The organism is Acidovorax sp. FG60 (genome assembly GCF_057808995.1).
This window is the reverse complement of record NZ_JBMDJC010000002.1, coordinates 404,820-431,365: the sequence shown is the minus strand read 5'-3', so window position 1 is coordinate 431,365 and position 26,546 is coordinate 404,820. Positions and strand designations below refer to the sequence as shown.

24 protein-coding genes and 6 tRNA genes are annotated in these 26,546 nt (G+C 62.5%); 20 read left to right on the top strand and 10 right to left on the bottom strand.

Annotation, left to right across the window (positions count from 1 at the left end; genetic code table 11):
* Positions 1–11: 11 nt before the first annotated feature.
* Positions 12–503 carry an aminoacyl-tRNA deacylase gene (locus ACODS0_RS04790; protein ID WP_055402597.1) on the top strand — a complete coding sequence of 164 codons (492 nt, stop codon included), beginning with the start codon at positions 12–14 and terminating at the stop codon, positions 501–503.
* 48 nt (positions 504–551) lie between these two features.
* Positions 552–1,217 carry a glycerol-3-phosphate 1-O-acyltransferase PlsY gene (gene plsY, locus ACODS0_RS04785; protein WP_121420437.1) on the top strand — a complete coding sequence of 222 codons (666 nt, stop codon included), beginning with the start codon at positions 552–554 and terminating at the stop codon, positions 1,215–1,217.
* A gap of 72 nt (positions 1,218–1,289) precedes the next feature.
* Here the strand turns inward: plsY and ACODS0_RS04780 are convergent, their stop codons facing one another.
* The 3 genes from ACODS0_RS04780 to ACODS0_RS04770 form a co-directional block, all read right to left on the bottom strand.
* A complete protein-coding gene (locus ACODS0_RS04780) occupies positions 1,290–2,312 on the bottom strand; it encodes an HD-GYP domain-containing protein (RefSeq protein ID WP_055402593.1) in 1,023 nt (340 codons plus the stop codon).
* A 25-nt stretch (positions 2,313–2,337) separates the two neighbouring features.
* Positions 2,338–2,985, bottom strand: a complete 648-nt coding sequence (locus ACODS0_RS04775; protein ID WP_488833165.1) for a retropepsin-like aspartic protease family protein — start codon at positions 2,983–2,985, stop codon at positions 2,338–2,340.
* Positions 2,986–3,127: 142 nt separating this feature from the next.
* Positions 3,128–3,613, bottom strand: a complete 486-nt coding sequence (locus tag ACODS0_RS04770) for a YajQ family cyclic di-GMP-binding protein (protein WP_055402590.1) — start codon at positions 3,611–3,613, stop codon at positions 3,128–3,130.
* Positions 3,614–3,687: 74 nt separating this feature from the next.
* On the opposite strand from ACODS0_RS04770, the gene murB reads away from it, so the two are divergent.
* On the top strand, positions 3,688–4,761 hold the full coding sequence (gene murB / locus ACODS0_RS04765) for a UDP-N-acetylmuramate dehydrogenase (RefSeq protein WP_055402588.1): 1,074 nt from the start codon (positions 3,688–3,690) through the stop codon (positions 4,759–4,761).
* Positions 4,762–4,890: 129 nt separating this feature from the next.
* On the opposite strand, the gene argG is transcribed toward murB, so the two are convergent.
* The 4 genes from argG to ACODS0_RS04745 form a co-directional block, all read right to left on the bottom strand.
* Complete coding sequence (argG, locus tag ACODS0_RS04760; protein ID WP_055402586.1) at positions 4,891–6,228, bottom strand: argininosuccinate synthase; 1,338 nt, start codon at positions 6,226–6,228, stop codon at positions 4,891–4,893.
* A gap of 95 nt (positions 6,229–6,323) precedes the next feature.
* On the bottom strand, positions 6,324–6,641 hold the full coding sequence (ppnP, locus tag ACODS0_RS04755; protein WP_121506085.1) for a pyrimidine/purine nucleoside phosphorylase: 318 nt from the start codon (positions 6,639–6,641) through the stop codon (positions 6,324–6,326).
* A gap of 151 nt (positions 6,642–6,792) precedes the next feature.
* Positions 6,793–7,449, bottom strand: coding sequence for a glycine zipper 2TM domain-containing protein (locus ACODS0_RS04750; RefSeq protein ID WP_121420433.1), 657 nt, complete (start codon positions 7,447–7,449; stop codon positions 6,793–6,795).
* A 146-nt stretch (positions 7,450–7,595) separates the two neighbouring features.
* Positions 7,596–7,982 carry an ArsC family reductase gene (locus ACODS0_RS04745; RefSeq protein ID WP_488833162.1) on the bottom strand — a complete coding sequence of 129 codons (387 nt, stop codon included), beginning with the start codon at positions 7,980–7,982 and terminating at the stop codon, positions 7,596–7,598.
* 48 nt (positions 7,983–8,030) lie between these two features.
* Between ACODS0_RS04745 and folC the strand changes: the two genes are divergently transcribed.
* The 12 genes from folC (at position 8,031) to ACODS0_RS04685 (ending at position 17,644) form a co-directional block, all read left to right on the top strand.
* Positions 8,031–9,356, top strand: coding sequence for a bifunctional tetrahydrofolate synthase/dihydrofolate synthase (gene folC / locus ACODS0_RS04740; RefSeq protein ID WP_488833160.1), 1,326 nt, complete (start codon positions 8,031–8,033; stop codon positions 9,354–9,356).
* 33 nt (positions 9,357–9,389) lie between these two features.
* Positions 9,390–10,223, top strand: a complete 834-nt coding sequence (locus tag ACODS0_RS04735) for an SPOR domain-containing protein (RefSeq protein ID WP_121506086.1) — start codon at positions 9,390–9,392, stop codon at positions 10,221–10,223.
* Between the two features lie 26 nt (positions 10,224–10,249).
* Complete coding sequence (locus ACODS0_RS04730) at positions 10,250–10,738, top strand: CvpA family protein (protein WP_055402576.1); 489 nt, start codon at positions 10,250–10,252, stop codon at positions 10,736–10,738.
* A gap of 78 nt (positions 10,739–10,816) precedes the next feature.
* Positions 10,817–12,322 (top strand): amidophosphoribosyltransferase, encoded by a 1,506-nt coding sequence (gene purF, locus ACODS0_RS04725; protein ID WP_055402574.1) that lies wholly within the window; start codon positions 10,817–10,819, stop codon positions 12,320–12,322.
* Between the two features lie 118 nt (positions 12,323–12,440).
* Complete coding sequence (gltX, locus tag ACODS0_RS04720; RefSeq protein WP_488833157.1) at positions 12,441–13,862, top strand: glutamate--tRNA ligase; 1,422 nt, start codon at positions 12,441–12,443, stop codon at positions 13,860–13,862.
* 65 nt (positions 13,863–13,927) lie between these two features.
* Positions 13,928–14,003, top strand: a tRNA-Ala gene (locus ACODS0_RS04715).
* A gap of 30 nt (positions 14,004–14,033) precedes the next feature.
* A tRNA-Glu gene (locus ACODS0_RS04710) sits at positions 14,034–14,109 on the top strand.
* Between the two features lie 52 nt (positions 14,110–14,161).
* Positions 14,162–14,238 (top strand) — tRNA-Asp (locus ACODS0_RS04705).
* Between the two features lie 64 nt (positions 14,239–14,302).
* Positions 14,303–14,378, top strand: a tRNA-Ala gene (locus ACODS0_RS04700).
* Positions 14,379–14,408: 30 nt separating this feature from the next.
* Positions 14,409–14,484 (top strand) — tRNA-Glu (locus ACODS0_RS04695).
* Between the two features lie 52 nt (positions 14,485–14,536).
* A tRNA-Asp gene (locus ACODS0_RS04690) sits at positions 14,537–14,613 on the top strand.
* Between the two features lie 148 nt (positions 14,614–14,761).
* Positions 14,762–17,644 carry a bifunctional diguanylate cyclase/phosphodiesterase gene (locus ACODS0_RS04685; protein WP_488833155.1) on the top strand — a complete coding sequence of 961 codons (2,883 nt, stop codon included), beginning with the start codon at positions 14,762–14,764 and terminating at the stop codon, positions 17,642–17,644.
* A 204-nt stretch (positions 17,645–17,848) separates the two neighbouring features.
* Here ACODS0_RS04685 and ACODS0_RS04680 read toward each other — a convergent pair whose 3' ends face one another.
* From ACODS0_RS04680 to ACODS0_RS04670, 3 genes are all read right to left on the bottom strand, one after another.
* Positions 17,849–18,607, bottom strand: coding sequence for a 3-hydroxyacyl-CoA dehydrogenase (locus tag ACODS0_RS04680; protein WP_488833153.1), 759 nt, complete (start codon positions 18,605–18,607; stop codon positions 17,849–17,851).
* Positions 18,608–18,722: 115 nt separating this feature from the next.
* Positions 18,723–19,775, bottom strand: coding sequence for an extracellular solute-binding protein (locus ACODS0_RS04675; RefSeq protein WP_121420427.1), 1,053 nt, complete (start codon positions 19,773–19,775; stop codon positions 18,723–18,725).
* 420 nt (positions 19,776–20,195) lie between these two features.
* Positions 20,196–20,744 (bottom strand): phasin family protein, encoded by a 549-nt coding sequence (locus ACODS0_RS04670; protein ID WP_055402564.1) that lies wholly within the window; start codon positions 20,742–20,744, stop codon positions 20,196–20,198.
* 199 nt (positions 20,745–20,943) lie between these two features.
* On the opposite strand from ACODS0_RS04670, the gene ACODS0_RS04665 reads away from it, so the two are divergent.
* The 5 genes from ACODS0_RS04665 to ACODS0_RS04645 all read left to right on the top strand — a co-directional run bounded on the left by ACODS0_RS04665 (position 20,944) and on the right by ACODS0_RS04645 (position 26,510).
* Complete coding sequence (locus ACODS0_RS04665) at positions 20,944–21,885, top strand: histone deacetylase family protein (RefSeq protein WP_488833150.1); 942 nt, start codon at positions 20,944–20,946, stop codon at positions 21,883–21,885.
* The gene (locus ACODS0_RS04660) at positions 21,882–22,367 is read left to right on the top strand and encodes an acyl-CoA thioesterase (RefSeq protein ID WP_121420425.1); all 486 of its coding nucleotides are present in this window, start codon (positions 21,882–21,884) and stop codon (positions 22,365–22,367) included. The genes ACODS0_RS04665 and ACODS0_RS04660 overlap by 4 nt, the downstream gene beginning before the upstream one ends.
* Positions 22,368–22,598: 231 nt before the next feature.
* Positions 22,599–23,819: a nicotinate phosphoribosyltransferase gene (pncB, locus tag ACODS0_RS04655; protein WP_176886269.1), complete on the top strand. Its 1,221-nt coding sequence runs from the start codon at positions 22,599–22,601 to the stop codon at positions 23,817–23,819.
* A 115-nt stretch (positions 23,820–23,934) separates the two neighbouring features.
* On the top strand, positions 23,935–25,347 hold the full coding sequence (locus tag ACODS0_RS04650) for a sodium:proton antiporter (protein ID WP_488833146.1): 1,413 nt from the start codon (positions 23,935–23,937) through the stop codon (positions 25,345–25,347).
* 170 nt (positions 25,348–25,517) lie between these two features.
* Positions 25,518–26,510 (top strand): 2-hydroxyacid dehydrogenase, encoded by a 993-nt coding sequence (locus ACODS0_RS04645; protein ID WP_488833144.1) that lies wholly within the window; start codon positions 25,518–25,520, stop codon positions 26,508–26,510.
* Positions 26,511–26,546: the final 36 nt, after the last annotated feature.

Below are 26,546 nucleotides of genomic sequence, written 5' to 3'. Positions count from 1 at the left end.
CGGATCGCACCATGGCCAAGAAAGAACACGTCTCCGAGACCCAAGCCACCCAGTTGCTCAAGGCGAACAAGGTGGCATTCACTGAGCACCCCTACGAATACCTGGAGCACGGCGGCGCCATGCACAGCGCCGAGGTGCTAGGCCTCGACCCCTTCACGGTGGTCAAGACCCTGGTCATGCAGGACCAGGATGCCAAGCCCTTGCTGGTGCTGATGCATGGCAATCGCAAGGTCTCCACCAAAAACCTCGCGCGCCAGATCGGCGCCAAGTCGGTCGAGCCGTGCGCGCCGGAGGTCGCCAACCGCCACAGCGGCTACCTGGTGGGTGGCACGTCGCCCTTTGGCACGCGGCGCGCCATGCCGGTGTACATCGAAGAAACCATCCTCGCGCTGCCGCGCATTGCCATTAATGGCGGGCGCCGGGGCTTTCTGGTGCAGATCGATCCGCAGGTGTGCGTGCAGTTGCTGGGTGCTAAACCGGTGCACTGCGCGCTGGCAGAATAGGCCGCCACGGCAGACCGTCCGCCGTCCCCCGATTTTTGAGGAGTTACTTTGACCGCCGTGTATCCCATCCTTGCCGCTGTGGCCGCCTACTTGCTGGGCTCGCTGTCGTTCGCCGTCATCGTGACGCGTGTGATGGGGCTGAGCGACCCGCGCACCTATGGCAGCAAGAACCCCGGCGCCACCAACGTGCTGCGCTCGGGCTCCAAGGCCGCAGCCATCGTCACACTGCTGTTGGACGCCATGAAAGGCTGGCTGCCTGTGGCGTTGGTGATGTGGTTTGGTCAGCCCTACGGGCTGGACGACGGCACGGTCGCCATGGTGGGGCTGGCGGCGTTTCTGGGCCACCTGTGGCCTGTGTTCTTCCGATTTGAAGGGGGCAAGGGCGTTGCCACAGCGCTGGGCGTGCTGTTGGGCATCAGCGTCTGGCTGGGGCTGGCCACGGCTGCGACCTGGCTCATCATCGCGTTTTTCTTCCGCTACTCGTCCCTGGCCTCGCTGGTGGCTGCCGCCTTTGCGCCGGTGTATTACCTGCTGGTGGATGGGGTGGTGTGGTATGCCGAGGGCACGATTGCGGGCTCCATCATCGTGATGGCCATGTTGCTGGCCTGGCGCCACAAGGAGAACATCCAGCGCCTGATCGAAGGCAAGGAGTCGCGACTGGGCAGCAAAAAGGCCAAGCCGAACGCCGAGGGTGCAGGCAAGTCGCCAAAGTAAACGCAGGGGGAAGGCACGCCGCGCTGACTGCGGTGCACGTGCCGTCTGCTCAGCTTCTTGTACGGACAGGTTCTACAGCGAACCTGGCCCTGAAATCAGCCCCCGGAGCCCGGCGCTGTGCTGGGCGGCATAGAGGCCCAGGCGCACCATGGTGCGGTGGTTGAGCTCCAGGCTCACGGCCGATCGGGCCAGAGCGGACTGGATGCGGGGTTTTCCGGTGGCCGTCTGGTACAGGCTGGGCTGCGCGTGGTGGGTGCCGGTGCGGTCCAGAAGGCTGGCGACCAGCGGATGATTGGCTTTTTCGCTGCGGCGCAGCACGATGGCGGTCTCGCCGTTGTCGAGCTTCACAAAAGTCCCTGGCGGGCAAAGGCCGATGGAGCGCACCAGGGTGTAGCTCACCTCATCGCGCTGGTCGATCTCCTGCCCGACGATGGCGCGTACCGAGTCGGTGGCACTGCGGCCTGCACGGGACTTGCGTGGGCTGATCATGGCTGCATAGCGGTCGATGGTGCCCAGGACGCGTGTGAGCCGGTCCACGGGGTCCTGGTTGGCCAGCGGCACACGGTCGGCCACGGTGGCATGGTGTTGTCCCACCACGTCCAGCCAGAGAGCATCGTTGATGAACAGGCGCTCCAGCAGCATCATGCTTTCTTCCGGGTGGCTCTTGATGGCCTCTTGTTGGACCGGTGTCGGGCGTTCACGCTGTTCGGCCAGCTCATCCTGCAGGGCCGTCATGCCGATGTTCATGGTGAGGGCCGCGCGCACCAGGCTGTCGCGCTCGCGTGGTGCCAGCTGCAGTTCGTGCGCCATGATGTGGCACAAGGTGCCGCACACCAGCGCATGGGAGGCGCTATAGCCCACGGTGGATGTGGACGCCAGCTGGAACATCAGGTACAGCGCAGCGTCGATGTCGTGCGCCACCAGGTCCTGCATCCAGCTATCGAACTGGCGCACCTTGGCGGCAAAATCCTGTACCTGCAGAGGTCGCGACAGCAGCACCGACAGCGCTGATTCCAGGTCTGACCACAGGCCCAGCAAGTCCTCGTACTCGCCTTCGGCGTGGTGGGGGGTGCCGGTGGAGTGGTGGGCAGACATGGTGGTGTGTGTGCAGCGGCCAGGCTCAGTTGCGCTTTTCCAGCACCATCTGGTCGTTGATGCGTGTCATCTGGAACTCGGTCAGAAAGCTGTTGCCCAGCAGCACGTAGGGCATGGGCTGCGGGGTGATGATGGCCTCGACCCCGAACACCTCGACATCGCCGATGCGCACTGAGTCCAGCTTCATGCGCCAGCCTTGCGCCACACCATTGGCCGTGTTCATGCGCACGGGCTGGCCGTTCTGGTAGTTGAGCCCCATGCGCTCAGCATCCTGCCGCCCGATGGCCACGGTGGAAGCACCGGTGTCCACCATGTACTGCATCACACGCCCGTTGATGGTGCCGCTGTTGATGAAATGCCCACGGCTGTCGGCCATCAATACGACGCGCTTGCCGCTTCCGCCACGGGCGCCAACGCTCACCGGGGCCTCGCCCAGCCGCAGCACGCGTCGCGTGCCATTGACTTCGATGGTGGCTTCTTCTTTGGTGACGGCAATGACCTTGACACCCTGGTACTCATCCCCAGCACCCACCGCCTTGGGGGGGTTGGCATCCACCACCAGCAAGGCCTTGCTGCCCAGCATGCCCGCCAGCGCCACCGCCTGCGCATGAGCCCAGGACGGAGCCAAGCACAGAGCAACCAGCGCGGCCAGGGCAAAGGAGTGGATCGTCATTCGTTGATGGCGTTGTGCGCCTCCCCCGTACCTCGGAACTGGCGCGGCCCAGGCGAGGGACGCCAAGCCAGGGCCGCCCCGCAGCGAGGGCGTCGTCCCCCTGGAGGGGGAAGGCGCGAAGCGACTCAGGGGGTGCGCCATCTCAGTCGCGGAAGTTGTCGAACGACAGGGGAACGTCCGTTACATCCTTGCGGATCAGCGCCATGGCCGCCTGCAGGTCGTCGCGCTTTGCACCCGTCACGCGCACCTTGTCCTCCTGGATGGCTGCCTGCACCTTGAGCTTGCTTTCCTTCATGAGCTTCTGGATCTTCTTGGCCAGCTCGCTCTCGATGCCGTTGCGCACCTTGATGACCTGCTTGACCTTGTCGCCGCCTATCTTCTGCACATCGCCCATGTCCAGAAAACGCACGTCCACGTTGCGCTTGGTGAGTTTGTTGCGCAGTACATCCTCGATCTGGGTGAGCTGAAAGTCGGCGTCGCCGATCAGCGTGATGTCCTTGTCTTTGATCTCGATGCTGGCCGATGTGCCCTTGAAGTCGAAACGGGTGGCGATTTCCTTGGCGGTGTTCTCGACGGCGTTTTTCACTTCAACCAGGTTGGCTTCACAGACGGTGTCAAAAGATGGCATGGATGGCTCTCAATCTCAGGGAAAACAGCTACAGATCGCAGGGGCCCGAAAGGGCGGGTGCGACAATCGGGCCAATGGTAGTCGAGAAAAACGCCCCTTTGCAGCCCTGGAACACCTTTGGCATTGCTGCGCGTGCCCAAACCCTGGTGCGTGTGCGCTCCGTGTCGGATCTGAAGGCCGTTCTGGCCGATATGGAGCTGGCCCCCGCAGCCAAGTTTGTGCTGGGCGGGGGCAGCAACATCATCCTGACCGGCGATGTGAAATCTATCGTGCTCAAGATGGAGATCAAGGGGCTGCGCTTGGTGGAGGAAACCCCCAAGGCCTGGATCGTGGAGGCGGGGGCGGGTGAGGTCTGGCACGATGCTGTGGCCTGGACGCTGGCGCACGGGTTCCCGGGACTGGAAAATCTGGCGCTCATCCCGGGCACGGTGGGCGCCTCGCCCGTGCAGAACATCGGTGCCTATGGCGTGGAGCTGCAGGATCGGTTTGAATCGCTCGACGCCCTCGATCTGGCCACCGGCCAGTCGTTCAGCCTGGATGCCGCGCAGTGCGGCTTTGGCTACCGCGACTCCGTCTTCAAGCATGCGCCGTCTGAAGCACCCGACGGCAGCGGCATGCCGCGCGGCATGGGCCTGGCGGGGCGCGCGGTCATCACCCATGTGCGGTTTCGGCTGCCCAAGCCCTGGAAGCCCGTGCTGGGCTACCTCGATCTGGAGCGCCGCCGCGCCGAGGCGGGCGTGGAGCACCCCAGTGCCCAGCAGATTTTTGACTGGATCTGCGACATTCGCCGCGCCAAGCTGCCCGACCCTGCCGTGGTGGGCAACGCAGGCAGCTTCTTCAAGAACCCCACGGTGTCGCCCGACCAGTGCGCCGACATCATCGCGCGCGAGCCCAAGATCGTGCATTACCCCATGCCCGACGGCAGCATCAAGCTGGCGGCGGGCTGGCTGATTGATGCCTGCGGCTGGAAGGGCAAGTCCATCGGCAAGGCGGGGGTGTACGAAAAGCAGGCCTTGGTGCTGGTCAACAGGGGGCACGGCGCCGACAGCGTGACGGGCGGCGAGGTGATGACCCTGGCCAAGGCCATCCAGACCAGCGTGTACGAGCGCTTTGGCATCCGGCTGGAGCCCGAGCCGGTGGTGGTTTAGACCAGCAGCCAACCTTCCCCGCAAAGAAAAAAGCCACCGTTTCCGGTGGCTTTGCTCATATATATGTAGCTTCTAGCGCTTAATGGGTAAGCGCTAGAGCCATTTTTGACCCATATTCTGGCCCAAGGTTTATTTGCGGTCGTTTTCCAGCTGCGCCAGTGCCGCGTTGCCACCCAGCGACAGCAGGCCAGCGCGCGAATACACACCCAGCTTGTCGCGCGTGTCCGAGATGTCCAGGTTGCGCATGGTCAGCTGGCCAATCCGGTCCAGCGGGCTGAAAGGCGCGTCTTCCACCTTCTCCATCGACAGGCGTTCGGGCGCGTAGGTCAGGTTGGGCGATTCGGTGTTCAGCAGCGAATAGTCGTTGCCACGGCGCAGTTCCAGCGTCACGGTGCCGGTCACGGCGCGGGCCACCCAGCGCTGGGCGGTTTCGCGCAGCATGATGGCCTGGGGGTCGAACCAGCGGCCCTGGTACAGCAGGCGGCCCAGCTTGAGGCCATTCATGCGGTACTGCTCGATGGTGTCTTCGTTGTGGATGCCCGTCACCAGGCGCTCGTAGGCGATGTGCAGCAGCGCCAGGCCCGGGGCTTCGTAGATGCCGCGGCTCTTGGCTTCGATGATGCGGTTTTCGATCTGGTCGCTCATGCCCAGGCCGTGGCGGCCGCCGATACGGTTGGCTTCGAGGATCAGCTCCACCGGGTCGTTGAACTCCACGCCGTTCAGGGCGACGGGCTGGCCTTCTTCAAAGCGGACCGACACTTCCTCGGCCTTGACGGCGACTTCTTCCTTCCAGAATGCCACGCCCATGATGGGGTTCACGATGCGGATGCCGCTGGAAAGGAACTCCAGGTCCTTGGCCTCGTGCGTCGCGCCCAGCATGTTGCTGTCGGTGCTGTAGGCCTTCTCGGCGCTCATCTTGTAGCCAAAACCGGCTTGTGTCATGAACGCCGACATCTCGGCGCGGCCGCCCAGTTCGTCGATGAACAGCTGGTCCAGCCAGGGCTTGTAGATCTTGAGCGAGGGGTTGGTCAGCAGGCCGTAGCGGTAAAAGCGCTCGATGTCGTTGCCCTTGAAGGTCGATCCGTCGCCCCAGATGTTGACGTCGTCTTCCTTCATCGCCGCCACCAGCATGGTGCCGGTCACAGCGCGGCCCAGGGGCGTGGTGTTGAAGTAGGTGAGGCCGCCAGTGCTGATATGGAAGGCGCCAGCCTGCAGGGCGGCAATGCCTTCGTGCGCCAGTTGGGTGCGGCAGTCCACCAGGCGAGCCTTCTCTGCGCCGTATTCCATGGCCTTGCGCGGAATGGCTTCGTAGTCGGGCTCGTCGGGCTGGCCGAGGTTGGCGGTGTAGGCGTAGGGCACGGCGCCCTTGAGCTTCATCCAGTGCAGGGCTGCGCTGGTGTCCAGGCCGCCGGAGAATGCAATGCCGACCTTCTGGCCGAGGGGGAGGTTCTGGAGGATGGTTGCCATGAAATGCTTCTCAAAAATGATAGCTGCTTGCGCTTGATAGATAAGCGCTAGAGGCCAAAATCAATCAAATTCCAGCCGAATGCGCAGTCGAACGATCAGCCGAAATGGCAGATGTAGTGGTAGGCCTCGGTCACGCGGATGTCGAACTTCGAGTTGCCGGGCACGCTGAACTTGTCGCCCGCCGAAGACTTGACCCAGGCGTCGGTGCCGTCCAGCTTGTATTCGCAGGATCCGGCCACGCATTCCATGATCTCGGGCGCGCCGGTGTTGAAGGTCAGCGTTGCGGGCAGTACAACGCCCACCGACTTCTTGGTGCCGTCGGCAAACGTGATGCCGTGGCTCACGCACTTGCCGTCAAAGTACACATTGGCCTGGGTGGTGACGGACACGCCGTCAATTTTTTCGGTGGTCATGGGTGCGCTGGATAAGGTAGAGGGAAACCCGGGATTTTAGGGCAGGGGGCGGGGAGCGCCGCCACAGCGGGCCTCTGAAAAATCCCCATCAGCCGTTGGGCGCAAAAAAAAGAGCCCCGAAGGGCTCTTGGTGATGCTGGCATGCCCGGGCTTAGCGCCAGTAGGGGTTGCGGTGGTGCGGGTAGTAAGGACGGCTGTCGTAGCCGTACTCGATCACCGTGACGGGCGGCGTCACATAAGTGGGTTGCTGCTGGTACACCGGTTGCGCAGGGTAGGTGGAGGTCACCACGCCCGGCTGGCTGTACACACCTTGTGAGGCGTAAGGATCAGGCTGGGTGGAATAGGTCTGGCCTGCAGGCTGCACGCTCAGCGGGATCCAGCGGCCTGGATCGTTCTGGGTGCGGGTGGTGTACTGGCGCCCTGCATATTCATACACCACGTCGTAGCCCACTGTGCGATTCTCGTAATACGTCTCGGTCGTGCAGCGCTGTACGTTCTGGTACTGCGGCTGGCCACCTTCGATCTGGTTGCCGATCACGGCGCCACCGATCAGGCCAATGGCTGTGGCGGCGGCGCGGCCACTGCCTTTGCCAATGGCGTTGCCGGCTGCGCCACCCGCAATCGCGCCCATCACGGCGCCTGCTCCGGTGGTGCGGTTACCGCTATAGACGGTCTCGTTGCCACACACCTGCTGCGGCGTCGCGACCTGCTGGACGATGGGGGTGGCCGAGAGCACGCGGCCCTGTTCCTGGGCACTGGCCATGGTGGCGATGGCTGCCATGGCGGAAAAAATGACGATCTTTTTCATGGAGAAACTCCTTTCGGGTCGGTACATAACGCACCAGACTGCAGAAAAGTTTAGGCCCGCACGGTCAATTCAGGGCCTGCCCGCCGTAAATCTGCGTAAAGATTTGTGCAATTTCTCCGGTCCGGGCGATTGATTCACGTGCCGATTCAGGTGCCTGCAGCCCGGCCTAACCAGATCTGCCATTGGTCGGGAGCGAAACCCACGGAAATGTGCATTTGGCCACCGTGCTGCCACTCCACCACCGGGCGTTTGATGACGCTAGGTTGGGCCTGCATCAGGGCGCTGGCGGTATCGTCGTTGGTGACAGCTGCCTGGGTTTGCGCGTCCAGCTTTCGCCATGTGGTCCCCTGCCGATTGACCAGTTTTTGCCAGCCTGCTGCCGCCATCCAGTCGGGCAGGCGGTGGGCGGGCACCCCTTGTTTCTTGAAGTCGTGAAACTGGTAGTCCACGCCCTGTTCAGTCAACCAGGTGCGGGATTTCTTGACGGTGTCGCAGTTGGGTATACCGTAAACGGTGATGAGTGAGGTTGTCATGCCGCGCATCATCCTCGAACTTGTGGCTGGGCGACAATCCCGCCCTGTATGCATACCAAAATCCACACTCTGGAAGGCTGGCTCCGCCACTGCGAGCAGCTTCATCCCCGCAACATCGAAATGGGCCTGGACCGTGTCCGTGAAGTGGCACGCCGCATGGTGCTGCGGTTTGACTGCCCCGTGATCACCGTGGCGGGCACCAATGGAAAAGGCTCTACCTGCGCCATGCTGGAGGCGGTGGCGCAGCAGGCGGGCTACCGCACAGGCGTGTACACGTCGCCCCACCTGGTGCATTTTGAGGAGCGCTGCCGCGTTCACGGTGAAATTGTCAATGCTTCTGATTTGATAGCGCACTTCGGAGCTGTGGAAAGCGCCAGGGTCCAAAATGGCAATGAAATCTCCCTCACCTACTTCGAATTCACGACACTGGCCATCCTGCGCCTCATGAGCCATGCGCGGCTGGACTTGGCCATCCTCGAAGTGGGGCTCGGCGGGCGCCTGGATGCCACCAACGTCATCGATGCCGACTGCGCCATCATCACCAGCATCGACATCGACCACACTGAATTCCTGGGACCAGACCGCGAGAGCATCGGCCGGGAAAAGGCCGGCATCATGCGCACGGGCCGCCCGGTGATCGTGGGCGATCCGATGGCTCCCCAGAGTGTCATCGACCATGCGCTGGAAATCGGTGCCGACCTGTGGCGCTTCGGCAAGGATTTCAATTTCTCGGGCGACAAACAGCAGTGGAGCTGGGCAGGGCGGGGCCGCCGTTATGCGGGGCTGGCCTATCCATCGCTGCGCGGCGCCAACCAGCTGATCAATGCCTCGGGCGTGCTGGCCGCGCTGGAGGCCCTGCGCGAGCGCATTCCCGTCACGGCCCAGGCGGTGCGCAACGGCCTGGCTTTGGTGGAGCTGCCGGGGCGGTTCCAGATCGTGCCAGGCCAGCCTACGCTGGTGCTCGACGTGGCGCACAACCCGCATTCAGTGGCTGCACTCACTGCCAATATGGATGCCATGGGGTTTTTCCCCACGACGCATGCGGTGTTCGGCGCCATGGCCGACAAGGACCTGGGGCCCATGCTCGCCAAGGTCGGCCCGCTGGTGGATCGCTGGTATTTCACCAACCTGCCGACCCCACGCGCCGAGACTGCCGCCGTCCTGCAGCAGAAGTGGAACGCCGTGCAGATGGTGGCGGGCGGGCGCCGCGATGTGACCTCCAGTCTGCACGCAGACCCCATGGAGGCCCTGGAGGCGGCGGTCGCCGCGGCAGACCCCGCTGATAGAATCGTGGTCTTTGGCTCGTTTTACACGGTGGGTGGTGTTCTGATCAACGGAACACCTCGCCTGCACGCCAAACATCTGGGCCAATAGACAGGTTCTGAGGTCCGAACGAGTCGTTACTCCATGGCATTTTTCAAGTTTCGGTGGCCCGGTCAGGGTGAACAAGCTCAGGCCGAAAAGCCGTCCAAGCGCCCGCGCACCCCGCAGGCCGAGAGCATCGAGGTGATGCGGCGGCGTGCTCGCCATCGGTTGATCGGCGCCGCAGTGCTGGTGCTGATTGGGGTGATCGGTTTCCCCATGCTGTTTGACACCCAACCCCGGCCGATTCCGGTGGATATTCCCATCGAGATCCCCGACCGCAACAAGGTGGCGCCCTTGGTGGTGCCCGCTCCGGTTGCTGAGGCGCCAGGGGCTGCCAAACCTTCGACACCGTCTTCGCAGGACGTGGCCACCGCACCGCGCCCCACGCCCCAGCGCAGCAACAATGCGGTGGGCAATGGGCTCGCGGATGGCGAGGAACTGGTGCAAGGATCGCGTTCCGCGGCTTCCAAACCCGCCCCTGCAGCGCCAGCCAAACCGGAAATAAAACCCGAACCGAAGCCAGAGCCCAAGCCGCCGGTGCCCAGCGAGCCCAAGCCTGTGCAGCGCCCGGACGAGGCTGCCCGCGCGCGTGCGCTGCTGGAAGGCCGGTCGGCAGAGCCCGCGGCTGCGGCTGCCACCGCCGAGGAAGCCCGGTTCATTGTGCAGGTGGGTGCTTTCGCAGACGCAGACAAAGCCCGTGAAGCGCGTACCAAAGTGGAGCGTGCGGGCATGAAAACCTACACCCAGGTGGTGGACACCAAGGAGGGCAAGCGCACACGGGTTCGTGTGGGGCCTTTCACCAACCGGGCTGAGGCGGACAAGGCTGCGGCGCGCATCAAGGCGCTGGATCTGTCGGCCTCTGTGCTGACTCTGTAGGCCAGCGCCAAGGGGTTTTTGTATCCATGGCTGCGCTGGACTGGATTTTTGCGGCGGTGCTGCTGGCATCGATGCTCGTAGGAGCCTGGCGCGGGCTGGTGTTCGAGGTGCTGTCTCTGGTGGGCTGGGTGGTGTCTTTTTTTGTGGCGCAATGGTTTGCTGAGGACATGGCGGCGTTGTTGCCTATGGGCGAGTCGGCCGAAGCATTGCGCTATGCCGCAGGGTTTGTGGTGGTGTTTGTTGCGTCGGTGTTTGCCTGCGGTTTTTTGACATGGCTGGCAAAAAAGCTGGTGGATGCCATCGGCCTGCGGCCTGCAGATCGTACTTTGGGGGCGGCCTTCGGGGTGTTGCGCGGGGTGGTTTTGCTGCTGGCGGTGGCCGTGGTGGCGGGCCTCACGCCCCTGCACGAAGCCTTGTGGTGGCAGGAGTCCCAAGGGGCCCCGGTGCTGGCTGAAGTGCTTCGGGGCTTGAAACCGGCGCTGCCGGAAGAATTTGGAAGGCATCTGCCTTCCTGATAGCGATGCGGTTGCGGCCAGAAGCCGTTGCCGCTGGGTTGCCGCGGGGCTGTTCCCGCAAACGGATGGAATACAACTATGTGTGGAATCGTCGGCGTCGTCAGTCCAGCGCCCGTCAATCAGCTGATCTATGACGCCTTGCTGCTCTTGCAGCACCGTGGTCAGGACGCAGCGGGCATCGTGACCCAGCAGGGCCGCAAGTTTTTCATGCACAAGGCCAAGGGCATGGTGCGCGATGTGTTCCGCACGCGCAACATGCGCGCGTTGCCTGGCAATGTGGGTCTGGGCCAGGTCCGCTACCCCACCGCAGGCAACGCCTACAGCGAAGAAGAGGCGCAGCCGTTCTATGTCAATGCACCGTTCGGCATCGTGCTGGTGCACAACGGCAACCTGACCAATGCGCGCGAACTTCGCACCGAGCTGTTCCTGACGGACCACCGCCATACGAACACGGAAAGTGATTCTGAAGTTCTGCTGAATGTGTTCGCGCACGAGCTGGAGCGCGCCACCCGGGGTGTGCCGCTGCAGCCTGAAGACGTCTTCACTGCGGTACGTGCGGTACACAAACGCATCAAGGGCTCTTATGCCGTGATCGCGCTGATAGCAGGCCACGGCCTGCTGGCCTTCCGCGACCCGCACGGCATTCGCCCGCTGGCCATGGGGCGCAGCCAGGATGGAACTGTGATGGTGGGCAGCGAATCGGTCGCCCTGGAGGGCACATCGCATGTGTTCGAGCGCAACATCGACCCCGGTGAGGCGATCTTCATCACGCTCGACGGACAGGTGCATGCCCGCCAATGTGCCGAAAACCCGCAGCTCAACCCCTGCATCTTCGAATTCGTGTACCTGGCGCGCCCGGACTCGGTGCTCGACGGCATTTCGGTGTACCAGGCGCGTCTGAACCTGGGCGAGGCCCTTGCCAAGCGCGTGGTGTCTACCGTGCCACCCAACGAAATCGACGTGATCATCCCGATCCCCGAGTCCAGCCGCCCCAGTGCCACGCAATTGGCTCACCTGCTGGGCATCCCATACCGCGAAGGCTTCGTCAAGAACCGCTATGTGGGCCGGACCTTCATCATGCCGGGGCAGGGTGTGCGCAAGAAGTCGGTGCGCCAGAAGCTCAATGTGATCGGCAGCGAGTTCAAGGGCCGCAACGTGTTGTTGGTGGACGATTCCATCGTGCGTGGCACCACCAGCCGCGAGATCGTGCAGATGGCACGTGACGCCGGCGCGCGCAAGGTGTACCTTGCCAGCGCTGCACCGCCGGTGCGTTACCCCAACGTGTACGGTATTGACATGCCCACCAGCAGCGAACTGGTGGCCCATGGCCGCACCGTGGAAGAGATTCGCCAGGCGATTGGCTGCGACGCACTGATTTATCAGGATGTGGACGGCATGAAAAAGGCGGTGGGCGCCCTCAATAGCGCCATCGTAGGGTTTGATGCGTCCTGCTTTGATGGTGTTTATGTGACCGGAGACATTACTGCCGAGGGCATCGCCAGCCTGAACGAGGGGCGGGTGGGGGTGGAGGAGGGAGAGGAAGACACCTCCCGCCTGGCGCTGCCGAATGCCCAAGAGGTTTAGGCATAGGATCGTTGCAGGTCGCCTTGTCCTGGATGGCGACCTGGCAGCAAGCTTTGCCCCCGCTCTCTGGATTGATTGAATCTTGAAACTGGCCCCGCGAGGGCCAGAACTTATTGACATGACTGATACCACTGCTTCCGGCGCGGGCCGCGTGCGCACCCGTTTTGCCCCGTCTCCCACGGGATTTATCCACCTGGGCAACATCCGCTCTGCGCTGTACCCCTGGGCGTTTGCCCGTGCTACGGGCGGCGATTTCATCCTGCGCATTGAAGACACGGACCTGGAGCGTTCCAGCCAGGCGGCGGTAGACGTGATCATCGAAGGCATGGCATGGCTCGGGCTGGACCACGACGAAGGCCCGTTCTACCAAATGCAGCGCATGGACCGCTACAAGACTGTGTTGGCAGAGCTGCAGGCCGCAGGCCATGTGTATCCCTGCTACATGAGCGTGGCCGAACTGGATGCCTTGCGAGAGAAGCAGATGGCCGCCAAGGAAAAGCCCCGCTATGACGGCACCTGGCGCCCCGAGGCTGGAAAAACCCTGCCGCCCGTGCCCGAGGGGGTATTGCCCGTGCTGCGTTTCAAGAACCCGCAAGGCGGTGTGGTGGCGTGGGACGACAAGGTCAAAGGCCGCATCGAGATCAGCAATGACGAACTCGACGATCTTGTGATTGCGCGCCCGGACGGAACACCCACCTACAACTTCTGTGTGGTGGTGGACGATATCGACATGGCCATCACCCACGTGATCCGGGGTGACGACCACGTGAACAACACGCCGCGCCAGATCAATATCTTTCGTGCTCTGGGCAAGGAGCCGCCGGTGTATGCCCACCTGCCCACCGTGCTCAACGAGCAAGGCGAGAAGATGAGCAAGCGCAACGGTGCCAAGCCCGTCACGCAGTACCGCGACGAAGGCTATCTGCCCGATGCCATGGTGAACTACCTGGCGCGCTTGGGCTGGAGCCACGGCGACGATGAGATCTTCAGCCGCGAGCAATTCCTGCAATGGTTCAACCTCGACCACCTGGGTCGCAGTGCGGCCCAGTTCGACGAAGCCAAGCTGCGTTGGGTGAACGCCCAGCACCTCAAGGCCATGGCCGACGACGCACTGGCCGCGCTGGTGGCGCCTCAGCTGCAGCAGCGGGGTGTATCTGCCGAAGCGCTGGCAGATGGGCGGCTTGCGCGGATTTGCGCTTTGTTCAAGGATCGCTGCGACACCACAGTGGCGCTCGCCGATTGGGCGCATGTCTTCTACGGTGAAGTAACGCCTGTGGATGCGGAGCGCAGCCAGCACGTTACCGAAGCCATTGCACCCGCGCTGGATGTTTTGGCCGATGCGCTGTCGGTCTGTGCATGGGACAAGGCTTCCATCAGCGCTGCGTTTAAGCAGGTGCTGGCTAGCCAGGGCCTGAAGATGCCCCAACTGGCCATGCCCGCACGGGTGCTGACCGTGGGTACGGCTCACACGCCCTCGGTGGATGCGGTGCTGGAATTGGTCGGTCGTGAAAAAGTTGTAGCGCGTTTGCGAAATCGCTAAAAATCTGTCTATAATTCAAGGCTCAGATGATGACAACAAACACGGTGTGTTTCGAGTCATTAAGTGGGGGTATAGCTCAGCTGGGAGAGCGCTTGCATGGCATGCAAGAGGTCATCGGTTCGATCCCGTTTACCTCCACCAAAGTTTGTTAACGGTTAGTTCCAAGGTTTTGACCCTATCGTCTAGAGGCCTAGGACATCACCCTTTCACGGTGAGTACCGGGGTTCGAATCCCCGTAGGGTCGCCAAGTTGTAGCGCTTGGCTTGTGTTGAAAAGATGCAAGCAAAAGCTGCCTGCCAGGAGTGGTAGTTCAGTTGGTTAGAATACCGGCCTGTCACGCCGGGGGTCGCGGGTTCGAGTCCCGTCCACTCCGCCAGTCAAAACCCTTGCAGGTCTTTGATATGCAAGGGTTTTTCTTTGGTGTAAGCCAGAGAAATTTTGGGGGTATAGCTCAGCTGGGAGAGCGCTTGCATGGCATGCAAGAGGTCATCGGTTCGATCCCGTTTACCTCCACCAAAGTTTGTTAACGGTTAGTTCCAAGGTTTTGACCCTATCGTCTAGAGGCCTAGGACATCACCCTTTCACGGTGAGTACCGGGGTTCGAATCCCCGTAGGGTCGCCAAGTTGTAGCGCTTGGCTTGTGTTGAAAAGATGCAAGCAAAAGCTGCCTGCCAGGAGTGGTAGTTCAGTTGGTTAGAATACCGGCCTGTCACGCCGGGGGTCGCGGGTTCGAGTCCCGTCCACTCCGCCAGACATCAACCGCTGCAGTCGCAAGGCTGCAGCGGTTTTTTTGTTTTTGTGCCTGCGGTCCCCCATTTGTGGCTGAAAATGGGTTGTGCAAGAATGTGTAACAACATGGCCGCACTGAGGGTGGGGCACATCAAAGAGACAAGGTGCCCATGACACCTTCCCGGTGGCAGATCCATTCCCAACATATCGCCAGCTTCAGAAGTGTGGCGCCGGTGTTGTGGCTGCTGACCGGGGCGGCGATTGCCGCCTGGGCGTATTTCTCGATGGCGACTCCCGAACGAGTGCGGCATTTCCTGGTACTTCACCAGGGGCTGGAAACGCTCACTATTGTGGTGTCGGCACTGGTCTTTGCGGTGGGCTGGAAGGCGCACAGCATCAATCCTCAGCGGAACGTGTTCATCCTCGCCTGCGGGTTTTTGGGTGTGGCCCTGCTGGATTTTTCGCACATGCTGTCGTATGCCGGCATGCCCGATTGCGTCACGGCCAATTCGGTGGCCAAGGGCATCAATTTCTGGCTGCCTGCGCGTTACCTGGTGGCTGTAAGCCTGCTGTGGGCGCTGGGGCTGCACTGGCATGCGCCTGGGGATTCGGCATCTGCGGGGCCAGGGCGATTTGCCGTGCTGGCGCTGGTCCTGGGCGTTGTTGGAGCGGTTCACGTGCTGGTTTTCTGGTACCCGCACTGGTATCCCGAAACCTACGGATCAACAGGTCTTACCCCGTTCAAGATTGCGGCTGAATATGGCGTGATTGCCTTGTATGCCGGGTCGCTGGTGCTCCTGCTGCGTCTGGCGAGAGAGCGTACATCGTTTGATGTGGCTCGCCTCTTCGCGGCGGTCTGGGTCATGGCCTTGAGCGAGTTCTTTTTCACTTTCTACGTTACCGCCACGGACCCTTTCAACCTGCTGGGCCATGTCTACAAGGTGGTGGGTTACTACTATCTGTACCGGGCCATTTTTGTGGGCACTATTGAGGCGCCATACCGCGCATTGAAGCAGTCCGACAAGGCCTTGCGTGCGGTGCTGGACGCGGTTCCCGATCTCATGTTCGAGGTGACGCGCGGTGGTCGTTATGTCGAGATCCATACGCGCCAGCCCGAGTTGCTGCTGTTGCCGGCCGAACAGGTTCTGGGGCGCACCATTCACGACATTCTTCCACCGCAGGCTGCTGCGGTGGCACAGCGTGCCATTGACGCGGCTGCCGAGCACGGGGTTGCCCGTGATTTCCAGTACACACTCGATCTGCCAGATGGCAAGCACTGGTTCGAACTCTCCGTGGCCCGCAAAGTGATGGATGAGGCGTCAGAGGCGCATTTTGTGGTGTTGTCCCGTGACATCACGCAGCGGGTGCAGACGCTCGATACTTTGCGCAAACTGCGCCATGCCGTAGAACAAGCTCCCAATTCGATCTTCATCGCTGGAGCCGACGGCAACATTGAATATGTGGATCCGGCTTTTTCCGTCACCACCGGATACAGCCTTGCCGAAGTTGTCGGGCGCAACCCGCGTCTGCTCAGCGCGGGGGGAACCCCGCTGTCTGTTTATGCCGACCTTTGGGCGCATCTGTCATCGGGGCGTGCCTGGCGCGGCGAGTTTCTCAACCGCCGCAAGGACGGTCGTGAGTACTATGAGTCGGCCATCATTTCGCCGCTGCACGATGAGCAAGGGCGGATCACGCACTACCTGGCCGTGCAAGAAGATGTGACCGAACGCAAGCGCGATGAAGAGCGTATCCGCAAGCTGGTCAACTTTGATGCGCTGACGGGCTTGCCCAACCGTACGATGTTTGCGTCGCGGTTCAGCCAGGCGCTTGCGCTGACCCAGCGCAGCGGACAGCATCTTGCATTGCTGTACCTGGATCTGGACCATTTCAAGAATGTCAATGACTCCCTGGGTCACCAGGTGGGCGATGAGTTGCTGGTGGAGATCGCACACCGACTGCAGCTGGTGCTGCGCGAGGAAGATACCGTGTCGCGCCCTGGGGGAGACGAGTTCATCATCGTGCTGCCATTGGCGGATGCGCAGCATGCCGCCCATGTGGCCGAGAGCCTGCAGTCCGAGGTGCGCCGGGTCTGCAGGTTGGGCCACCATGAGCTGGTGGTGACGTCGTCCATCGGCATTGCTTTGTATCCAGAGGATGGCCGTGAGTTTGAAACCCTGGCACAGCGTGCTGATGCGGCGATGTTCCGTGCCAAGGAGACGGGGCGTGACACCTACCGGTTTTTCTCTGCCGATATGCAAGCCCATTCATTGCGGGTGTTGCAGATAGAAAATGCGTTGCGCAGTGCGGTGGTGCAAAACCAGTTGGCGTTGCACTACCAGCCCCAGATCCATTTGCGCGACCGCAGGCTCACCGGGGTTGAGGCATTGCTGCGCTGGACCCATCCGGAGCTCGGCTTGATCAGCCCCGCAGAGTTCATCCCCGTGGCGGAAAGCAGTGGGCAGATTCTGGGCATTGGGGAATGGGTATTGCGCACGGCATTGGCACAGGCACGCGCGTGGTGCGAAGCGGGCCATACCGGGTTCACGGTGGCGGTCAATCTGTCGATGGTTCAGTTTCGCCATCCCGGTTTGGTCGAGATGGTGCAGCAGGCACTGGCTGACAGCGGGGTGTCGCCTCAGATGTTGGAGCTGGAGTTGACCGAGAGCATTGCCGTGGACGCCCCTGAAAAGGTGATCGCCATTGTCCAGCAGCTGTTCGACCTGGGGGTGCAGCTGTCCATTGACGACTTTGGCACAGGCTACTCGTCGTTCAGCTACATCCAGCGCCTGCGGGTTCACAAGCTCAAGATTGACCAGTCCTTCGTGCGCCATCTTGGCGAAGACGGCAGCGCCCAACACATCGTGCGCGCCATCATCGGCTTGGCGCAGAGCCTCGACCTGGAGTCCATCGCCGAAGGGGTCGAGACGGCCACGCAGTGTGAAGCTTTGCTATCTTTGGGTTGCAATACCGGCCAGGGGTATTACTTCAGTCGGCCGGTTCCGGCGGCGCAACTGGATGCCTGGATGACAGAGCGTCGCGTCACCCTGGTCTGAGAGCCTGCTTACGACCATGCGAAACCGCGAACAGGCTGCTGATGACAGCAGTCTAACTTCCTGGCAATGACAACCTCCTTCTCAGGAGGTGCGAAAGGTAGAAGTTTGAAGAAAATGGCCCGTAGCGCTTTGTATGAAAGCCTTGTATGCTATATATTTAATAGCAAATAAGGTGTGACGCTGTCAGCGCCACAGGCCATTGTTTCAGCGTGGTGCCAAGCGGATGGCACCGTCGAGGCGAATCACTTCGCCATTGAGCATGTCGTTCTCAAAGATGTGCTGCACCAGCTTGGCATAGTCCTGCGGCGTGCCCAGGCGGCTAGGGAAGGGCACACTAGCGGCCAGCGCGTCCTGCACTTCTTGCGGCATGCCAAACAGCATCGGTGTGCCGAAGATGCCGGGGGCAATCGTCATATTGCGGATGCCGTTGCGCGCCAAGTCGCGGGCGATCGGCAGGGTCATGCCGACCACGCCGCCCTTGGATGCGGCATAGGCTGCCTGGCCAATTTGGCCGTCATACGCCGCGACGCTGGCCGTCGAGATCAGCGCACCGCGCTCCCCGGTGGATTCGGGTTCGTTCTTGCTCATGGCTTCGGCGGCCAGGCGGATCATATTGAAGCTGCCGATCAGGTTGACCGTGATGGTCTTGCTGAACAGCGCGAGGGCATGGGCGCCGTTCTTGCCCACTGTTTTTTCTGCGGGGGCAATGCCAGCGCAGTTGACCAGGCCCATGAGCTTGCCCAGCGAAACCGCCTTGGCCACTACCGCCTGGCCATCGGCCTCGTTGCTCACATCACATTTCACAAAGGCGCCGCCGATCTCCTTGGCCACGGCTTCGCCTTTTTCGGCCTGCATGTCGGCAATGACCACGGTGCCGCCCTGGGCCGCCAGCATGCGTGCCGTACCTTCACCCAGGCCCGATGCGCCGCCGGTGACGATGAATACCTTGCCCTTGATGTCCATGTGCTGTCTCCTGTAAGTGACGTTAACGTAAACGTCAATTATGGCGCATCGAGGCCGACTTTCTGCAGGCGAAAAAAAGCCCGGCCAGGCCGGGCTTGTCAGGAGCCGGGCGGGCTTACTGGAAGCCGACGCGGTCCAGCATCTGCTGCACCTTCGTGGTGTTGGCGCCCACTGCGCTGATAGGAATGGTCTCGCTCTTGAAAGGCTGTCCACCCGTCATGGCCTTGAGGGCAGGGTTGTCCAGGGTCACACCCTTTGCGGCAGGCCACTCGTTGTTGCCGTTGGCAAAGTAGTTCTGTGCTTCGGGGCTGGCCAGGTATTCCAGAAACTTGACCGCGTTGGCCTGGTTCTTGGAGTGCTTGGCCACAGCGCCGCCCGCGATATTCAGGTGGGTGCCCCAGGATTCCTGGTTGGGGAACACCACGCCCACCTTGTTCACCACAGCCACATCTTCAGGCTTGGTAGAACGCATCATGCGGGCCAGGTAGTAGCTGTTGGTCACGGCGATATCGCATTCGCCAGCAGCCACTGCCTTGATCTGGTCCGTGTCGCCACCTTTGGGAGGGCGCGCCAGGTTGGCCACCAGGCCCTTGAGCCAGGCCTCGGCCTTCTGCTCGCCCATGTGCTCTGTCACGGCGCCAAAAAGGCTCAGGTTGTAGGGGTGCGAGCCGGAGCGGATGCACAGCTTGCCCTTGTTTTTGGGGTCGCCCAGCTCTTCGTAGGTATCGACGTCCGCCTTTTGCATCTTGACCTTGTTGTAGACGATCACGCGGGCGCGGGTGGAGAGGCCGAACCAGGCGATGCCGCCGTCAGCGGCTGGCTTGCTGCGCAGGTTGGCGGGGATGGCGTCGTTCAGCACCTTGGACTGGATGGGCTGGAAGAGACCGTCCACTTCGCCCTTGTAAAGACGTGCGGCGTCCACCAGCAGGATCACGTCCGCTGGCGAGGCAGCGCCCTCGGCCTTCAGGCGCGCCAGGATGCCGGCGTCGTCGGCATCCACGCGGTTGATCTTGATGCCAGTGGCCTTGGTGAAGCCGCTGTACAGCGCTTCGTCGGTGGAGTAGTGGCGGGCCGAGTAGAGGTTGACCACTTGTTCCTGGGCATGGACAACGCCTGCAGCGGCGGTCAGGGCACAAGCACTCAGCAAGGCTTTCACAGTCTTCGACATGGATGCATCTTTCGGGGTTGTAACTCCGCCAATGATAAAGCAAACACGAATTATTCTTAATAAACGCCCAAGAGAGACCGGAATTTGGTGCGAGCGTCTGATGCAGCGCAAAGGCGAGGCTGCCCGCCGGGGAGGACGGGGCGGGTATTTTCGACAAGGCCGCCACAACGGGGCCCCGCCGCCCGCCGAACCGGCCGCTGAAGCCGCGCAAAGCCAGTTCCGGTGCTCTGCGCGAAGGTCCAGGCAAAAAAAAGCCCGGTCATGAACCGGGCTTTAAAAGGATCCCTGAAACGGGGGTTTCGAGAGGATCCAAGGAGACAACTGGTGCACTGCGGAGGGTGTCCGCAGCGCGTGGTTGAATTATCAGGGTATTCCCTGAATGCGGCCTAGAGGTTGCACTCCAGACCGCAGGTACTGGACTTAGCGCTTGCGGGGAGCTGCAGTCTTGGCGGCGTTGGCAGCGGTGTTGGCCACGGCGTTGAAGTTGGCTTCGGCCACGTCGGACGCTTGCTTAACGGCCTTTTGAACGGATTCAAAAGCGTTGTTGGCGGCAGAGACGGCGCTCTTCATCACGGCCACAGCGGTTTCGGAGCCGGCAGGTGCGTTCTTGGCGGCGCTGTCGACCAGGTTGGTGAAGCTCTTCTGAGCATCAGCAGCTTGCGATTCAAAAGCCTTGCCGAATTCTGCGCCGGTGCCCGAAGCGATGTCATACAGGTGACGGCTGTAGGCGGCGGTCTTTTCAGCCAGGGGCTGGAACAGGCCGGCTTGCAGGGCCAGCAGTTCTTGAGCGTCCTTCACGCCCAGGACAGCCTGGGTGTGGGTAGCGGCTTCCGACAGGGCAGCGCGCGAAGCGGTCACGTTCAGTTCAACCAGCTTTTCCACGCCTTCGAAGGCCTTGGTGGTCAGACCAAACAGGGTTTCGATGTTGGCTTTGTGCGAGGCCAGGATTTGTTCAGCGGTCAGCGTCATGTCATATCTCCTAAAAATGAGGGCCTTGAAGGCCAGGTGGTTCACAGACATCTGCGCTGGCCCTGACTCGGTAAGTCATGTTGCAGTGCAGCATGGGTTGAATTTTAGGGGCTTCGTTCGCGATTGCAAGGGTTTTTTGTTGCGGTGCAGCAAATTAGGGACGGCCACCCAGAAATCCGCCCTTCGCCACAATCGCGTCATGCACGCCTATTACGCAGACCATTTTGTGCTGCCCTTGCCCGAAGGCCATCGGTTTCCCATGGCCAAGTACAGGCTGCTGCGCGACCGGATTGCCCAACACCTGCCGGGTGTGTCGCTCCAGGTGGCCTTGCCCGCATCCGACCGCGAATTGGCGCTGGCCCATGCGCCCGACTACATCGATGCGATTGCCGACGGCACGCTGCCGCCCCTGGCCCAGCGCGAGATTGGGTTTCCCTGGAGCGAGGCCATGGCCGAGCGCGCGCGGCGCTCTGTGGGCGCTACCGTGGCTGCAAGCCGCGTGGCGCTGCACGAAGGGGTGGCGGGCAACCTTGCGGGGGGCACGCACCATGCCTATGCCGACAAGGGCAGCGGGTTTTGTGTGTTCAACGACGTGGCGGTGGCCGCCCGGTTGATGCAGGTGGAATGGGCGCGGGGAGGCGGCGGGCGCACCGCCCGGCCGCTTCAGGTGGCGGTGATCGACCTGGATGTGCACCAGGGCAACGGCACGGCGCACATCTTCCGGGGAGACCACAGCGTGTTCACGCTGTCGCTGCACGGGGCTCGCAACTTTCCGTTCCGCAAGGAGCCCAGCGACCTCGATGTCGAGCTGCCCGATGGCTGCACGGACCCTCACTATCTACAGGCCCTGGAGCAGGCGCTTGATACCCTGGAGCAGCGGTTTGCGCCCCAGCTCATCTTCTATCTGGCAGGTGCCGACCCCCATGAAGGTGACCGCCTGGGGCGGCTGGCGGTGACGCACGACGGGCTGGAGGCGCGCGACCGGCGTGTGTTCGACTGGGCGTGGCAGCGGCGCATCCCCCTGGTTTTTGCCATGGCCGGAGGTTACGGCCGCAACCTGGACGACACGGTGTTGGCCCAGCTCAACACCTGGCGCGTGGCCTGGCAGTACCACCAGCGCTGGCAGAATGTGCGGCCATGACTTCTGCCGCCAGCACCACCCCTGCCGCTGCGTCCGCACCGGCCGCCCGCCCGTCCCCGCAGCCGCGCAGCGCCTACCAGGCCTTTCGCTCCATCACCACACGCTGGGCCGACAACGACGTGTATGGCCATGTGAACAACGTCGTCTACTACAGCTGGTTTGACACAGCGGTCAATGCCCACCTGATCGACCAAGGCGTGCTCGATATCCATGCGGGCGGCACCATTGGGCTGGTGATCGAAACCCAGTGCAATTACTTTGCCCCGCTGGCGTTTCCGCAGACGGTGGAGGCGGGCATCCGCGTGGCACGGCTGGGCGGCTCCAGCGTCAGGTATGAGGTGGGCCTGTTTGCCCAAGGCGAGCCGCTGACCGCTGCCGCGGGCCATTTCATCCATGTGTATGTGGACCGCGAAACCCGCCGGCCGGTGCCCGTGCCCGAGGCGCTGCGCACCGTGCTGCAGGCTCTGGTGGTGCCCGGCTGACCGCGTGCAAATTGCCTGGTATGGTTTTGATAGCGCGTAACGCAACACAGATAGGCGCTGGCGCACCACAGGGCACTTAACCAGGCCAGGCGCTGTGCGGCGGCTGAAACCTGGCTGACGCCGCTGGCCTTGCGCGGTACCAGGGTCCCCGATGGCCTACACTTTGTGGCTTCGTTGCCCGGTCTGAGGCCTTGGGGAACGTGTTCGCGATTTCTGAGGCTTGCCCTGTCCATGATCATCACCAGCCTGCTCGACACCGACCTGTACAAGTTCACCATGATGCAGGTCGTGCTGCACCAGTTTCCGGGGGCGCAGGTCGAATACAAATTCAAGTGCCGCAACCCCGGCGTGCAGCTGGCGCCGTTTGCCAACGAAATCCGCGACGAGATCCGGTCGCTGTGTTGCCTGCAGTTCCAGGATGCCGAACTGGCCTACCTGCGATCCCTGCGTTTCATCAAGAGCGACTTCGTGGATTTTCTCGGGCTGTTCAAGCTCAACGAGAAATACATCACCGTCACGCCCCAGCACAACGGCGAGATCGAAATCTCCATCCGGGGGCCGTGGCTGCACACCATCCTGTTCGAGATCCCGGTGCTGGCCATCGTCAATGAGGTCTACTTTCGCAACACGCAGAAAGTGCCCGACTTCCTGGAAGGCCGCCGCCGCCTGGATGCCAAGATTGCGCTGCTGCAGGGTGACGGCCTGTCGGATCTCAAGATTGCCGACTACGGCACGCGCCGGCGTTTTAGCCGCGCCTGGCACGAAGAAGTGCTGCGCGTGCTGGTGGCCCGCCTGGGCACGGGCGACCGCCGTCCCGGCGCACCGGCAGGCCCCGGCCAGTTTGCGGGCACCAGCAATGTGCTTTACGCCATGAAGCTGGGCGTGACGCCCTTGGGCACCATGGCGCATGAATATCTGCAGGCCTGCCAGGCGCTGGGCCCGCGCCTGCGCGACAGCCAGGTCTTTGGCTTTGAAATGTGGGCCAAGGAGTACCGGGGGGACCTGGGCATTGCGTTGTCGGACGTGTACGGCATGAGCGCCTTCCTGCGCGACTTTGACCTTTACTTTTGCAAGCTGTTTGACGGCGCGCGGCATGACAGTGGCGACCCGTTTGCCTGGGGCGAGCGCCTTTTGGACCACTACCGCAAGAACCGCGTGGACCCGCTGACCAAGACGCTGATCTTCAGCGATGCGCTGACCGTGCCGCGCACCATCGAGCTGTACCAGCAGTTCCGGGGCCGCTGCCAGCTGGCGTTTGGCATTGGCACCAATCTCACCAATGACCTGGGTAGCCCGCCGGCGCACGAGCCGCTGCAGGTGGTCATCAAGATGACGCGTTGCAACGACCAGCCTGTGGCCAAGCTGTCGGACACGCCGGGCAAGGGCATGTGTGATGACGAGAAATACCTCGCCTACCTGCGGCAGGTGTTTGATATCCCTGCGACAGCGTAGCCGCGCTGGCGCTCGGAAGCGCCCAGAGGTCCCGTGAAGTGCCGCGATGTGCTGTGAAGTACGTCAAACCGCCGTGAGGCGCACCGATTTTTATAACTGGATGGAGACACAACCCATGAAACTCTCGCGCGGGCTGGCAGTGGCCGGTCTTTTGGCGGCACTGCCCGGCTGGGCCCTGGCCGCCGACATCGATGGCAGCACGCTGTCCGTCCTCTGGGGCGTTCCATTCGCGGGCATTCTGCTGTCGATTGCCCTCATGCCGCTCCTGGCTCCGATCTTCTGGCACCACCACTTTGGCAAGGTGGCGGCAGCCTGGGGGCTGGCGTTTCTGGTGCCGTTTGCCATCACATTCGGCCCCGGCATGGCGGGCGTGAGTCTGGTGCATGCGCTGGTGGCGGAGTACATCCCGTTTGTGATCCTGCTGACTGCGCTGTTCACGGTGGCGGGCGGGATTTTCATTCGCGGCAACCTGCACGGCAGCCCGGGGCTCAACACCACCATCCTGGCCATTGGCGCCGTGCTGGCCAGCTTCATGGGCACCACCGGGGCGTCCATGCTGCTGATCCGCCCCCTGATCCGCGCCAACGACAACCGCAAGCATGTGGCGCATGTGGTGGTGTTCTTCATCTTCATCGTGTCCAACGCCGGGGGCTCGCTCACGCCGCTGGGCGATCCGCCGCTGTTCCTGGGCTTCCTGAAGGGCGTGGACTTCTTCTGGACGGTGAGCCACATCTTCCAGGAAACGCTTTTCCTCGTGGGTGCGCTGCTGGTCATCTTCTTTGTGCTCGATTCCTGGTACTACCGCCGTAGCGAAGAAGTGATCACGGCCGACCCCACACCCGACAGCCGGGCCATCGGCTTTGATGGCAAGGTCAACTTTGCCCTGCTGGGCGTGGTGGTGGCGCTGGTGCTGGTCAGCGGCTTCTGGAAGTCGTCGGTGGCGTTCAACATCGCGGGCACCGACGTTGGCCTGCCTGGCATCGTGCGCGACGTCGGTTTGGTCATCGTCACCTTTGTATCCCTGTGGCTCACGCCCAAGAAGGTGCATGAAGACAACCAGTTCGGCTGGGGGCCGATGCAAGAGGTGGCCAAGCTGTTTGCGGGCATCTTTCTCACCATCATCCCGGTCATCGCCATGCTCAAGGCGGGCGTCAACGGCCCGTTTGGCGCCGTTGTGTCGGCCGTGACCCGCGCAGATGGTTCGCCCGACCCGGCCATGTATTTCTGGGCCACGGGTGCCCTGAGCTCGTTCCTGGACAACGCCCCCACCTACCTCGTGTTTTTCAACACTGCGGGCGGCGACCCTGCGGTGCTGATGACCACCCTGGCGCCCACACTGGCTGCCATCTCGGCAGGGGCCGTGTTCATGGGGGCCAACACCTACATCGGCAACGCACCCAACCTCATGGTCAAGGCCATCGCCGAAGACCGGGGCGTGAAGATGCCCAGCTTCTTTGGCTACATGCTGTGGTCGGGGGGCATCCTGGTGCCGCTGTTCATCGTGATGACTTTCATCTGGTTTAGGTAGTGACCATCCCCCTGAGCGGCTGCGCCGCTTCCCCCTTCTCTCATCGCTGCGCGATGGGAAGGGGGACGCCACCAGTGCGGCGGGGCTGCCCTTGCACGGTGGCCGCTGGTGCGGGCCGCGCCAGTTGCAAGGTAGGGCAGCCGTATCGATACATTGGAGACTGAAGATTCATGAGCAAACCCCGCATCCTGGTCGCGCGAGCGATCTTCCCCGACATCGTGGACCGCCTGCGCGCGCACTTCGACGTGGAGGACAACCCCGACGACGTGATCTGGACCCCAGCCGAGTTGGCCGCGCGCTTGGCGGACAAGGACGGAGTGCTGACCACCGGCAGCCAGCGCGTGGATGCCGCGTTACTGGCTGCGGCGCCGCGTCTCAAAATCTGCGCCAACATGGCCGTGGGCTACAACAACTTTGACGTGGACGCGATGACGGCGGCGGGCGTGTTGGGCACCAACACCCCCGACGTGCTGACCGAGACCACGGCCGACTTCGGCTTTGCGCTCTTGATGGCCACGGCGCGCCGCATGACCGAGAGCGAGCATTACCTGCGCGCTGGCAGGTGGACGAAGTGGAGCTACGACATGTTCGCGGGCAGCGACATCCACGGCAGCACGCTGGGCATCATCGGCATGGGCCGCATCGGGCAGGGCATTGCCAAGCGCGGCGCGCATGGCTTTGGCATGAAGGTGGTTTATCACAACCGCTCGCGCCTGTCGGCTGACCTGGAAGCCGAATGCAAGGCCACCTACGTGGGCAAGGAAGACTTGCTGCGCACGGCCGACCATGTGGTGCTGGTGGTGCCGTACAGCGCAGCCTCGCACCACACCATTGGCGCGGTCGAACTGGCGCTGATGAAGCCCACGGCCACCCTCATCAACATTGCGCGTGGCGGCATTGTGGACGACGCGGCTTTGGCCGTGGCGCTGCGCGAAGGCCGCATAGCCGCAGCGGGCCTGGATGTGTTTGAGGGTGAGCCCAGCGTGCACCCCGACCTGCTTGCCGTGCCCAACGTGGTGCTCACGCCCCACATCGCCAGCGCCACGGTGCCCACGCGCCGCGCCATGGCCAACCTGGCGGCGGACAACCTGATCGCCTTTTTGGGCGGGCGTGCCCCCCTCACTCCGGTGAACCAGCCCGTGCCTGGCCTGCGGGCGCAGTAACGCCGGATTCATTAAGAGAAATTGACCGCTAGCGTT

Coding starts and splice junctions, on each gene's coding strand:
- ACODS0_RS04790 (WP_055402597.1), top strand. CDS start 12: ATGGCCAAGAAAGAACACGTCTCCGAGACCCAAGCCACCCAGTTGCTC.
- ACODS0_RS04780 (WP_055402593.1), bottom strand. CDS start 2,312: ATGTCTGCCCACCACTCCACCGGCACCCCCCACCACGCCGAAGGCGAG.
- ACODS0_RS04775 (WP_488833165.1), bottom strand. CDS start 2,985: ATGACGATCCACTCCTTTGCCCTGGCCGCGCTGGTTGCTCTGTGCTTG.
- ACODS0_RS04770 (WP_055402590.1), bottom strand. CDS start 3,613: ATGCCATCTTTTGACACCGTCTGTGAAGCCAACCTGGTTGAAGTGAAA.
- murB (WP_055402588.1), top strand. CDS start 3,688: ATGGTAGTCGAGAAAAACGCCCCTTTGCAGCCCTGGAACACCTTTGGC.
- argG (WP_055402586.1), bottom strand. CDS start 6,228: ATGGCAACCATCCTCCAGAACCTCCCCCTCGGCCAGAAGGTCGGCATT.
- ppnP (WP_121506085.1), bottom strand. CDS start 6,641: ATGACCACCGAAAAAATTGACGGCGTGTCCGTCACCACCCAGGCCAAT.
- ACODS0_RS04750 (WP_121420433.1), bottom strand. CDS start 7,449: ATGAAAAAGATCGTCATTTTTTCCGCCATGGCAGCCATCGCCACCATG.
- ACODS0_RS04745 (WP_488833162.1), bottom strand. CDS start 7,982: ATGACAACCTCACTCATCACCGTTTACGGTATACCCAACTGCGACACC.
- folC (WP_488833160.1), top strand. CDS start 8,031: ATGCATACCAAAATCCACACTCTGGAAGGCTGGCTCCGCCACTGCGAG.
- ACODS0_RS04735 (WP_121506086.1), top strand. CDS start 9,390: ATGGCATTTTTCAAGTTTCGGTGGCCCGGTCAGGGTGAACAAGCTCAG.
- ACODS0_RS04730 (WP_055402576.1), top strand. CDS start 10,250: ATGGCTGCGCTGGACTGGATTTTTGCGGCGGTGCTGCTGGCATCGATG.
- purF (WP_055402574.1), top strand. CDS start 10,817: ATGTGTGGAATCGTCGGCGTCGTCAGTCCAGCGCCCGTCAATCAGCTG.
- gltX (WP_488833157.1), top strand. CDS start 12,441: ATGACTGATACCACTGCTTCCGGCGCGGGCCGCGTGCGCACCCGTTTT.
- ACODS0_RS04685 (WP_488833155.1), top strand. CDS start 14,762: ATGACACCTTCCCGGTGGCAGATCCATTCCCAACATATCGCCAGCTTC.
- ACODS0_RS04680 (WP_488833153.1), bottom strand. CDS start 18,607: ATGGACATCAAGGGCAAGGTATTCATCGTCACCGGCGGCGCATCGGGC.
- ACODS0_RS04675 (WP_121420427.1), bottom strand. CDS start 19,775: ATGTCGAAGACTGTGAAAGCCTTGCTGAGTGCTTGTGCCCTGACCGCC.
- ACODS0_RS04670 (WP_055402564.1), bottom strand. CDS start 20,744: ATGACGCTGACCGCTGAACAAATCCTGGCCTCGCACAAAGCCAACATC.
- ACODS0_RS04665 (WP_488833150.1), top strand. CDS start 20,944: ATGCACGCCTATTACGCAGACCATTTTGTGCTGCCCTTGCCCGAAGGC.
- ACODS0_RS04660 (WP_121420425.1), top strand. CDS start 21,882: ATGACTTCTGCCGCCAGCACCACCCCTGCCGCTGCGTCCGCACCGGCC.
- pncB (WP_176886269.1), top strand. CDS start 22,599: ATGATCATCACCAGCCTGCTCGACACCGACCTGTACAAGTTCACCATG.
- ACODS0_RS04650 (WP_488833146.1), top strand. CDS start 23,935: ATGAAACTCTCGCGCGGGCTGGCAGTGGCCGGTCTTTTGGCGGCACTG.
- ACODS0_RS04645 (WP_488833144.1), top strand. CDS start 25,518: ATGAGCAAACCCCGCATCCTGGTCGCGCGAGCGATCTTCCCCGACATC.